Here is an 8,723-nt window from a genome sequence, read left to right as displayed (position 1 = left end):
ACCGCTCCATGGAGCGCCGCATCACCGTGCCCACGACGACGACGGCCCCCACCGCCGCCCCGGCGATCAGCACCGGCCGCCGGTACCGCATCCCGGTCCGGCCCGCGTGGGCGGCGCTGCTCCGCAGCTGCACGGTCATCGCCCCGGCCTTGTCCCGGAGATCGTCCGCCCGGGCCCGGGCCCTGCCCTTGACGTCCATCTTGCCCGCCAACTGCTCGACGGTGTCACCGAGTTCGTGCCGCGTCTGCTCGATCTGCCGACGCAGCTCGTCCGGCCCCTTCGCTCCCTGAGCAGCGGCCGCGCCCTCCGCGCTCGCACCCACGTGGGAACCCGCGCGCGTCACGTCCTGCGTCATCGGTGCGCCCTTCCCTTGATCTCCTCCACGTCGGCCCTCACGCTGCCCATCGCCCGTTCGGGCCTGGGCGGCGTGGCCCTGCGCAACTGACTGCGACCGGCGACGGCCAGCACACCCGCGATGGCGAACAGCACCGCCGTGACGATCAGCGCCGCCGCCCACACGGGCAGCACCAGCGAGAGGGCGGCAGCACCCGTACCGGCCAGCGCGAGCAGCCCCGCGTAGGCGAACGCCCCTGCCGCACCCAGCATCCCGCCACCGCGTCCGGCACGGCGGCCCTTCTCGGACAGCTCCTCCTTGGCGAGGGCCAGTTCCTGCCGCACGAGCCGCGAGAGCTGTTCGGTGGCCTGCCCGACGAGCTCACCCACGCTGTGGTGCTCGTCGCGAACCGGCCGTTGCTCGATGGTCCCGGTCACGGTGTACCGCCTCCTCTCGGTCGAGGACACCCGGGTACCCCTGCCCGCCTCTCACTACCGCACCCGGACGGGGCGCGAGGAGCCGCCACCCACCACCCCGCAGCAACGCTTACCCGTACCCGACAGAAATCGTCAGTAGATCTTCACGGTGACGCCGCCGACACTACTCGCATGTCCTCTCCCCCGCCCTCCCCCACGGCACGTCCCTTCGGCCGCACCCTGTGCGCGATGATCACCCCGTTCACCCCCACCGGCGCGCTCGACCTCGACGGCGCCCAGCGGCTGGCCGACCGCCTGGTGACCCACGGCTGCGACGGCCTGGTCCTCTCCGGCACCACAGGGGAGTCCCCGACCACCACGGACGCGGAGAAGTCCTCCCTCATCACGGCGGTGCGCCGGGCGGTGGGCACCCGCGCGTCGGTCATCGCGGGCGTCGGCACCTCGGACACCCGCCACACCGCCGGACTGGCCCGCGAGGCCGAGCAGGCCGGCGCCGACGGCCTGCTGGTGGTCGCCCCGTACTACAGCCGGCCCCCGCAGGACGCGATCGAGGCGCACTTCCGCGAGATCGCGGACACCACGGAGCTCCCCCTCGTCCTGTACGACATCCCGGCCCGCACGGGCGTCCGCATCGAGCCCGACACCCTGCTCCGCCTCGCCGAGCACCCCCGGATCGTGGCCGTCAAGGACTGCTCGTACGACTTCCTGGCTGCCCAGAAGGTCCTCGCCCGCACGGACCTCGCGTACTACGCGGGCTGCGACGAGCACAACCTGGCCCTGTACGCGGTCGGCGGCGCGGGCTGCGTCAGCACGGTCGCGAACGTCGTCCCGGACCACGTCCGTGCCGTCCTGGACGCCTTCGACGCGGGTGACACGGCCCGGGCGGCCCGCCTCCAGCAGCGGGTGACCGCCCTCATCGAGGCGATGATGGCAGACGGCCTCCCCGGCACGGTCACGGCGAAGGCCCTGCTCACCACGCTGGGCCTGCCCGCGGGCCCGGTCCGCCCGCCCCTGAGGCCCGCCGGCCGCGAGACGACCGTCGGGCTCAGGGCCGTGTACGACCGCCTGGCCGGCCCCGGCGGAACCGGCCCGCTCTAGGCCCGGCGTTCGACGAACACCGGCTCCCACTCCACCGTCTCGAAGGCCTCGTCCGGCTCGCGCACCCCGCTCAGCGGCACGACCTTCTCGCTGCCGATGGTGACCAGGACCAGCCGCGGCCGGTACTCCTGCGACCCGGGAGCCCGCTCCCAGGCGATGAGCCGCCGGTCGTCCACCCAGGCGAGCAGCTGCGCCCCGCGCACCCGGGCGACCTCCTCGCCCGTGCGCGGATCGCGGATCTCGGACCAGGACTTGTCCTTGGCCTCGGCCGTCAGCCCGAGCGCGGCGAGACTGCCGTCGGGGGACAGCCGCGCGCCGACGTCGGACCGCAGGTGCCGTTCGTCCGCGGGCGCGGCGACCTCCTTCCCGGCGAGGTCGTGGAACTGCTGCAGTCCGTCGCTTCCCCCGATGACCTGCGAGTACACGAGCCGGCCGTCCCGGGAGAACGCGAAGTCCTGCCGGCCGTTGACGTCCCGGCGCTTCGCGACCGGGCTCCAGGCGCCCCGCCCGTCGGCCACGTCCAGGACGTAGAAGCCGCTCCGGGAGGACGTGCCGCCGAACTGCGGCACCCAGACCTCGTCGTCCGGGAAGCCCTCCCCCGCCCCTGCCTTCATCCGCACCATCAGGTCGGGGTGCGCACCGTACGTCGTGGCGACGAGCCTGCCGCCGTCGCGCGAGAAGGCGAGGCCGCCGACCCCGCGGTCGACGGGGATCCACCGGTCGACGCGGCCCGTGGCCAGGTCGAGGATGCCGATCCGCCGCGCGGGCAGCTCCCGTTCCAGGACGGCCGCGGTGCGCGCGCCGGGCGCGACGGCGACGAACGACCACCGGTCGTCCTTCTCGTACCTCCCGGTCCCCGGGTCGAGCAGCCAGTAGGTGCGGGTGAGCACGGCCCGGTCGTCCGAGCGCGTCACGGGCTCCGCCGTGTAGTAGGCGGCCAGCACCGACCGGCCGGCCGCGATCAGGTCGCGCGGCGGTGACTGGTCCGGGTGCGCGGAGATGCCGTTCCCCTCCAGGACGGCGGCGGGACGGACGTCCTCCTTCCCGGCGTCCAGCAGCGGCACTCCGACGGCGACCGCGACCACGGCCGTCGTGGCGGCGACGACGGAGGCCAGCCTGCGCGTACGGCGGCGCCGGCGCACCGCCAGCACGCGGTCGGCGAACCCCGGTCCGGGCGCCGCCAGTTCCGCTGCCTGCTCACGCAACGCGTCTCGCACGAGTTCGTCGACGTTCATGACCGCACCTCCACGGGCGAGTAGTCACGGGACGGCTGCCGCTCGGTGCCGGCCGGGCCGAGGGCCCGCAGCTCGGGCGCGAGGGCGCGCAGCCGGGCCAGGGAGCGGTGGGTGGTGGACCGCACCGTGCCGACGGAGCAGCCCAGGATGCGGGCCACTTCGGCCTCGGGCAGGTCCTCGAAGTAGCGCAGCACCAGCACGGTGCGCTGCCGCGCGGTGAGCCGGGCCAGTGCGCCGCGCATCAGCAGGCGCAGCTCGGCGGCGGCCGAGGCCTCCCCGTCCGCGCCGACGTCCGGCGGCTCGGCCACGCTCAGCTCACGCGCGCGCCACTTCAGACGCCAGCGGCCGATCTGCTGCCGGTAGAGGATCTGCCGGACGTAGGCCTCGGGTTCGTCGATCCGGTGCCAGCGGCCCGCCGCCTTGATCAGCGCGTTCTGGAGCAGGTCCTCGCCCGCGTGCCGGTCACCGCCGCTCAGCAGGACCGCGGTCTTCAGCAGTGCGGACGACCGGTTCGCCACGAACTCCCGGAAACTCTCCTGCGCTTCGGCATCCATCGTCACCTTCTCTTCCCCCGGGAGCGGACCCGGTGCCCGCCCCCTGCGCCCCTATGGACGCGCGCGGACGCCTCCCGCTATGCCACCGCCCACGGGAAAACCTCGGAACGAACGGGGGCCGGGGCCGCACCGCGCGCGTCGGCGCGATGCGGCCCCGGCCCGCCGAGGCGTTCACTCCGCTCCGGAACCGTCAGCTCCAGGCGTATCCGTCCCCGAACAGCAGGAAGTGCTCCAGCACGTCCTCCGCGGGGTCGTCGACCTGCCCGACATTGACGTTGAGCAGTCCGACCCGGGGCCCGTTGTGGGAGCCGGTGGTGGTCTCGTCCGCGTACGCGGAATCGGCCAGGGTCCCGCACAGGACCACCACGGCCAGGACTCCGATCACCCCCGTCACACAACGGAGTACGCCCCACAGTCGCTCGTTCGTCATCGCCCGTCCCCTTTTCCTGTACGTCAGTCGTTCCGGCGTCTGATCGGACTCTGTGTCCACCCGTTCATCTGCCAAAAAGACCTCGAAGTCACGGGGAGTAACCCATACGTGAGCGGACGGGCCACGGGAACGGGGTCAGTTGTGGCTGTGCAGCACCTCGTTCAGGCCGCCCCAGACCGCGTTGTTCGGCCGGGCCTCGACCGTGCCGGTGACGGAGTTGCGGCGGAAGAGGATGTGGGAGGCGCCGGACAGTTCGCGGGCCTTGACGATCTGGCCGTCGGGCATGGTGACGCGGGTGCCGGCGGTGACGTAGAGGCCGGCCTCGACGACGCACTCGTCGCCGAGCGCGATGCCCACGCCCGCCTCGGCGCCGATCAGGCAGCGCTCGCCGATGGAGATGATCACGTTGCCGCCGCCGGAGAGCGTGCCCATGGTGGAGGCGCCGCCGCCGATGTCCGTGCCGTCGCCGATCACGACACCGGCCGAGATGCGGCCCTCGACCATCGACGTGCCGAGCGTGCCGGCGTTGAAGTTGACGAAGCCCTCGTGCATGACGGTGGTGCCCTCGGCGAGGTGCGCACCGAGGCGGACCCGGTCGGCGTCGGCGATCCGCACGCCCTTCGGGACGACGTAGTCCGTCATGCGCGGGAACTTGTCGATGGAGGTCACCTGCAGGTGCAGGCCCTCGGCGCGGGCGTTGAGCCGCACCTTCTCGATGTCGTCCACGGCGACCGGGCCGAGCGAGGTCCAGGCGACGTTGGCGAGGTGGCCGAAGATGCCGTCCAGGCTCTGGCCGTGCGGCTTGACCAGGCGGTGCGAGAGCAGGTGGAGGCGCAGGTAGACGTCGTGCGCGTCGACCGGCTTCTCGTCGAGGGAGGAGATGACCGTGCGGACCGCGACGACCTCGACGCCACGGCGGGCGTCCGGCCCGATCGCCGCGGTCGCGCCGCCGCCGAGCAGTTCCGCGGCCTGCTCGGCGGAGAGCCGCTCGGTGCCGGACGGGCCGGGCTCGGCGGTGAGTTCGGGCGCGGGGAACCAGGTGTCGAGGACGGTGCCGTCGGCGGCGACGGTGGCGAGGCCGGCGGCCACGGCGCCGGTGGTGCTGTGAGCAGTCGTGTCGGTCATGAGGGCAACCTAACCGGCGGGAGCCCGGCGATGCGAACCGGTGCGCCGGCGTCTCACGTGCCGGGCGAGAGGCCCGGGGCCGCGGCTCTCAGCGGCGCGGGACGACCCGGGCCAGCACCTCCCGGGCGTACTCCTCGTCATAGGGCGTGCCGGTCAGCAGGACCTGGAGGCAGATGCCGTCCATCAGCGCGACCAGGGCGCGGGCGGTGACCGGGTCCGTGCGGCGGGACAGGTGCTCGGCGACGCCCTCGCACCACTCGGCCGCGACGGGGCGCAGGGCGGGCCGGCGCAGGGCGGCCAGGTACAGCTCGTACTCCAGCTCCACGCCGGTGCGGTCCCCGGCCAGCCACTCGCCCATCAGCGCGGCGAGCTCGGCCGCCAGGTCGGTCCGCGGATCCTCCAGGCCGCCGCGCGCGGCGACCACCTTGGCGAAGCCCTCGTTCGTCTGCCGCAGGGCGGCGACCATCAGCTCGTCGAGCGTCGCGAAGTGGTACGTCGTGGAGCCGAGCGGGACGTCGGCCTCGGCGGCGACGCTGCGGTGGCTGAGCCCGGCGATGCCGCTGCGGCCCACCACCCGGATCGCCGCGTCGATGATCCGCTGCCGCCGTTCGGGATCGTGGCGCCGGGCCATCAGTGCGCGCCGCCCAGGTTCAGCACCACCACGCCGACGATGATCAGCGCGATGCCGGCGGCCTTGGCGAGGGTCATCCCCTCCCCCATGAAGACGATCCCGATGGTGGCGATCGCGGCGGTGCCGACGCCGGACCAGATGGCGTAGGCGGTGCCGACGGAGAGGGTCTTGAGCGTCTGCGCGAGCAGCCCGAAGGAGACGAGGTAGCCGAGGAGGGTCAGCAGGGACGGCCCGAGTCTGCTGAAGCCGTCGCTGTACTTCATGGCGGTGGTGCCGACGACCTCGGCGGCGATGGCTCCGGCCAGCAGCAGGTATCCCATGTGTACGAGCGTACACAACGGCCCTCGGACCGCGCACGGGAACGGCGACGCCCCGTGGGGCGTCGCCGTTCCCGACGAAGTGCCGTGCGTCTCAGACGTTGAAGCCGAGCGCCCTCAGCTGCTCACGGCCGTCGTCCGTGATCTTGTCGGGGCCCCACGGCGGCATCCAGACCCAGTTGATGCGCAGCTCGCTGACCAGGCCGTCCGTGGCGGACTTGGCCTGGTCCTCGATGACGTCCGTCAGCGGGCAGGCCGCGGAGGTCAGGGTCATGTCGACGGTCGCCACATTGGAGTCGTCGATGTGGATGCCGTAGATCAGGCCCAGATTGACGACGTCGATGCCCAGTTCGGGGTCGACGACGTCCATCAGGGCCTCGCGGAGTTCCTCCTCCGAGGCCGGCTTCATCTCCACGGTCTCGCTCATGCCGTTGTCCTTTCGGCGTCGGCGCCCAGCGCCTGGGCCGTCGCGTCCTTCCACGCCATCCAGCTGAGGAGGGCGCACTTGACCCGGGCCGGGTACTTGGACACCCCGGCGAACGCGACCGCGTCCTCCAGGATGTCCTCCATCGCGTCGTCGGGCTCGATCCTCCCCTTGGACTGCATCAGCTCCAGGAAGGTCTCCTGGATCTTCTGCGCCTCGGACAGGTCCTTGCCGACCAGCAGGTCGTTCAGCACGGAGGCGCTGGCCTGGCTGATGGAACAGCCCTGGCCCTCGTAGCTGACGTCGCTGACGGTCGTGCCGTCGTACTTCACGCGCAGCGTGATCTCGTCGCCGCACGTCGGGTTGACGTGGTGCACCTCGGCGTCGCCATCCCGCAAGCCCCGCCCGTGCGGGTTCTTGTAGTGGTCCAGGATGACGTCCTGGTACATGGAGTCCAGCTTCACGCCTCAGCCCCTCATCCGAAGAAGTTCCGTACGTGCTCCAGGCCGTCGACCAGGGCGTCGATCTCGGCCGGCGTGGAGTACAGATAGAACGACGCCCGCGTGGTCGCAGGAATTCCGTACCGGAGGCAGACGGGCCGCGCGCAGTGGTGGCCGACCCGGACGGCGATGCCCTGCTCGTCGAGGACCTGGCCCACGTCGTGCGGGTGGATGTCCCCCAGCGTGAACGAGATCGCGGCGCCGCGCTCCTCGGCCGTGGCGGGCCCGATGATGCGCAGGTCCGGGACCTCGGTGAGGCGCTTGACCGCGTACTCGGTGATCGCGTGCTCGTGGGCGAGGATCCTGTCCATGCCGATCGACGACAGGTAGTCGACCGCCGCGCCGAGACCGACCGCCTGGGCGATCGGCGGGGTGCCCGCCTCGAACTTGTGCGGGGCCGGCGCGTACGTCGACGAGCTCATCGACACGGTCTCGATCATCTCGCCGCCGCCGAGGAACGGAGGCAGGTCCTCCAGCAGCTCCTGGCGGCCCCAGAGCACACCGATGCCGGTCGGGCCGCACATCTTGTGGCCGGTGAAGGCCACGAAGTCGGCCTGGAGGGCCTGGACGTCCAGCGGCATGTGCGGCGCGGCCTGCGAGGCGTCGACGCACACCAGGGCGCCGACCTCCTGGGCGCGGCGCACGATCGCCTCGACCGGGTTGACCGTGCCCAGGATGTTGGACACCAGCACGAAGGAGACGATCTTCGTCTTCTCGGTGATGATCTCGTCGATGTTCGACAGGTCGAGGCGGCCGTCGTCGGTGAGGCCGAACCACTTCAGCTTCGCGCCCGTGCGCTGCGCGAGCAGCTGCCACGGAACGATGTTGGAGTGGTGCTCCATCTCCGTGATGACGATCTCGGTCTCGTGGTCCACCCGGTAGGGCTCGTCGGCCCAGCCGAGCATGTTGGCCACGAGGTTGAGCGACTCGGAGGCGTTCTTGGTGAAGATCACCTCGTCACGCGAGGGCGCGTTGACGAACTCCGCGACCTTGTCGCGCGCGCCCTCGTACAGCGCCGTGGCCTCCTCGGCGAGCACATGCACACCGCGGTGGACGTTGGCGTTGTAGCGCTCGTAGTACTCGCTCAGGGCGTCCAGCACCTGGCGCGGCTTCTGCGAGGTCGCCGCGTTGTCCAGGTACACGAGCTTCCGGCCGTCGTGGACCACGCGGTCCAGGATGGGGAAGTCCTTGCGGATCGCCTCGGTGTCGAGGAGGCCCGGCAGCTGTGTCACGCGGATGCGCCACCCTTCGTGGTGTAGGCCTCGTAGCCCTCTTCCTCCAGCTTGTCGGCGAGCTCGGCGCCGCCGGACTCGACGATGCGGCCGGCCGAGAAGACGTGGACGTAATCGGGCTTGATGTAGCGCAGGATGCGCGTGTAGTGCGTGATCAGCAGGGTGCCGACCTCGCCGGTCTCGCGGACGCGGTTGACGCCCTCGGAGACCACGCGCAGCGCGTCGACGTCAAGGCCGGAGTCGGTCTCGTCGAGGATCGCGACCTTCGGCCTGAGCAGCTCGAGCTGGAGGATCTCGTGGCGCTTCTTCTCACCGCCGGAGAAGCCCTCGTTGACGTTGCGCTCGGCGAAGGCGGGGTCCATGTTGAGGCGCTCCATGGCCTCCTTGACCTCCTTCACCCAGGTGC

General features: G+C 71.9%; 13 protein-coding genes. 1 reads left to right on the top strand and 12 read right to left on the bottom strand.

All coding sequences use genetic code 11. The features are described from left to right. Together RIM90_RS28725 and RIM90_RS28720 are read right to left on the bottom strand one after the other, a co-directional pair. Positions 1-355 (bottom strand): DUF3618 domain-containing protein (locus RIM90_RS28725; protein ID WP_309063670.1); only part of this gene is annotated, 355 nt, incomplete at its 3' end. Beyond that, on the bottom strand, positions 352-771 hold the full coding sequence (locus RIM90_RS28720; RefSeq protein ID WP_309063669.1) for a phage holin family protein: 420 nt from the start codon (positions 769-771) through the stop codon (positions 352-354). The genes RIM90_RS28725 and RIM90_RS28720, both read right to left, overlap by 4 nt. Positions 772-942: 171 nt before the next feature. Here RIM90_RS28720 and dapA point away from each other — a divergent pair, with 171 nt between their 5' ends. After that, positions 943-1,869, top strand: a complete 927-nt coding sequence (gene dapA, locus RIM90_RS28715) for a 4-hydroxy-tetrahydrodipicolinate synthase (protein WP_309063668.1) — start codon at positions 943-945, stop codon at positions 1,867-1,869. Here dapA and RIM90_RS28710 read toward each other — a convergent pair. The 10 genes from RIM90_RS28710 to RIM90_RS28665 form a co-directional block, all read right to left on the bottom strand. Then, positions 1,866-3,104 (bottom strand): WD40 repeat domain-containing protein, encoded by a 1,239-nt coding sequence (locus tag RIM90_RS28710; protein WP_309063667.1) that lies wholly within the window; start codon positions 3,102-3,104, stop codon positions 1,866-1,868. The two genes, dapA and RIM90_RS28710, sit on opposite strands and share 4 nt — an antisense overlap. Further along, positions 3,101-3,658 (bottom strand): SigE family RNA polymerase sigma factor, encoded by a 558-nt coding sequence (locus RIM90_RS28705; protein WP_309063666.1) that lies wholly within the window; start codon positions 3,656-3,658, stop codon positions 3,101-3,103. The genes RIM90_RS28710 and RIM90_RS28705 overlap by 4 nt, the downstream gene beginning before the upstream one ends. A gap of 190 nt (positions 3,659-3,848) precedes the next feature. Continuing rightward, positions 3,849-4,088 (bottom strand): hypothetical protein, encoded by a 240-nt coding sequence (locus tag RIM90_RS28700; RefSeq protein WP_309063665.1) that lies wholly within the window; start codon positions 4,086-4,088, stop codon positions 3,849-3,851. 135 nt (positions 4,089-4,223) lie between these two features. Then, positions 4,224-5,213 carry a 2,3,4,5-tetrahydropyridine-2,6-dicarboxylate N-succinyltransferase gene (gene dapD, locus RIM90_RS28695; RefSeq protein WP_309063664.1) on the bottom strand — a complete coding sequence of 330 codons (990 nt, stop codon included), beginning with the start codon at positions 5,211-5,213 and terminating at the stop codon, positions 4,224-4,226. Positions 5,214-5,301: 88 nt separating this feature from the next. Beyond that, positions 5,302-5,844: a TetR family transcriptional regulator gene (locus tag RIM90_RS28690; protein ID WP_309063663.1), complete on the bottom strand. Its 543-nt coding sequence runs from the start codon at positions 5,842-5,844 to the stop codon at positions 5,302-5,304. Further along, positions 5,844-6,164, bottom strand: coding sequence for a multidrug efflux SMR transporter (locus RIM90_RS28685; RefSeq protein WP_309063662.1), 321 nt, complete (start codon positions 6,162-6,164; stop codon positions 5,844-5,846). Before RIM90_RS28685 ends, RIM90_RS28690 begins: the two co-directional genes overlap by 1 nt. 91 nt (positions 6,165-6,255) lie before the next feature. Beyond that, complete coding sequence (locus RIM90_RS28680) at positions 6,256-6,588, bottom strand: metal-sulfur cluster assembly factor (protein ID WP_073942328.1); 333 nt, start codon at positions 6,586-6,588, stop codon at positions 6,256-6,258. After that, positions 6,585-7,049 carry a Fe-S cluster assembly sulfur transfer protein SufU gene (gene sufU / locus RIM90_RS28675; RefSeq protein ID WP_309063661.1) on the bottom strand — a complete coding sequence of 155 codons (465 nt, stop codon included), beginning with the start codon at positions 7,047-7,049 and terminating at the stop codon, positions 6,585-6,587. Before sufU ends, RIM90_RS28680 begins: the two co-directional genes overlap by 4 nt. Positions 7,050-7,060: 11 nt before the next feature. Then, on the bottom strand, positions 7,061-8,317 hold the full coding sequence (locus tag RIM90_RS28670; protein ID WP_309063660.1) for a cysteine desulfurase: 1,257 nt from the start codon (positions 8,315-8,317) through the stop codon (positions 7,061-7,063). Next, on the bottom strand, positions 8,314-8,723 hold a 410-nt coding region (locus tag RIM90_RS28665; protein ID WP_375165592.1), incomplete at its 5' end, for an ABC transporter ATP-binding protein. The genes RIM90_RS28670 and RIM90_RS28665, both read right to left, overlap by 4 nt.

This window comes from Streptomyces sp. (assembly GCF_031181555.1).
Lineage (GTDB): Bacteria > Actinomycetota > Actinomycetes > Streptomycetales > Streptomycetaceae > Streptomyces > Streptomyces fimbriatus.
This window is presented reverse-complemented; position numbering and strand designations above follow the sequence as displayed.

Bases quoted from the DNA above. Each gene is read 5' to 3' on its own strand.
- dapA (WP_309063668.1), top strand. From the start codon at position 943: ATGTCCTCTCCCCCGCCCTCCCCCACGGCACGTCCCTTCGGCCGCACC.
- RIM90_RS28710 (WP_309063667.1), bottom strand. From the start codon at position 3,104: ATGAACGTCGACGAACTCGTGCGAGACGCGTTGCGTGAGCAGGCAGCG.
- RIM90_RS28705 (WP_309063666.1), bottom strand. From the start codon at position 3,658: ATGGATGCCGAAGCGCAGGAGAGTTTCCGGGAGTTCGTGGCGAACCGG.
- RIM90_RS28700 (WP_309063665.1), bottom strand. From the start codon at position 4,088: ATGACGAACGAGCGACTGTGGGGCGTACTCCGTTGTGTGACGGGGGTG.
- dapD (WP_309063664.1), bottom strand. From the start codon at position 5,213: ATGACCGACACGACTGCTCACAGCACCACCGGCGCCGTGGCCGCCGGC.
- RIM90_RS28690 (WP_309063663.1), bottom strand. From the start codon at position 5,844: ATGGCCCGGCGCCACGATCCCGAACGGCGGCAGCGGATCATCGACGCG.
- RIM90_RS28685 (WP_309063662.1), bottom strand. From the start codon at position 6,164: ATGGGATACCTGCTGCTGGCCGGAGCCATCGCCGCCGAGGTCGTCGGC.
- RIM90_RS28680 (WP_073942328.1), bottom strand. From the start codon at position 6,588: ATGAGCGAGACCGTGGAGATGAAGCCGGCCTCGGAGGAGGAACTCCGC.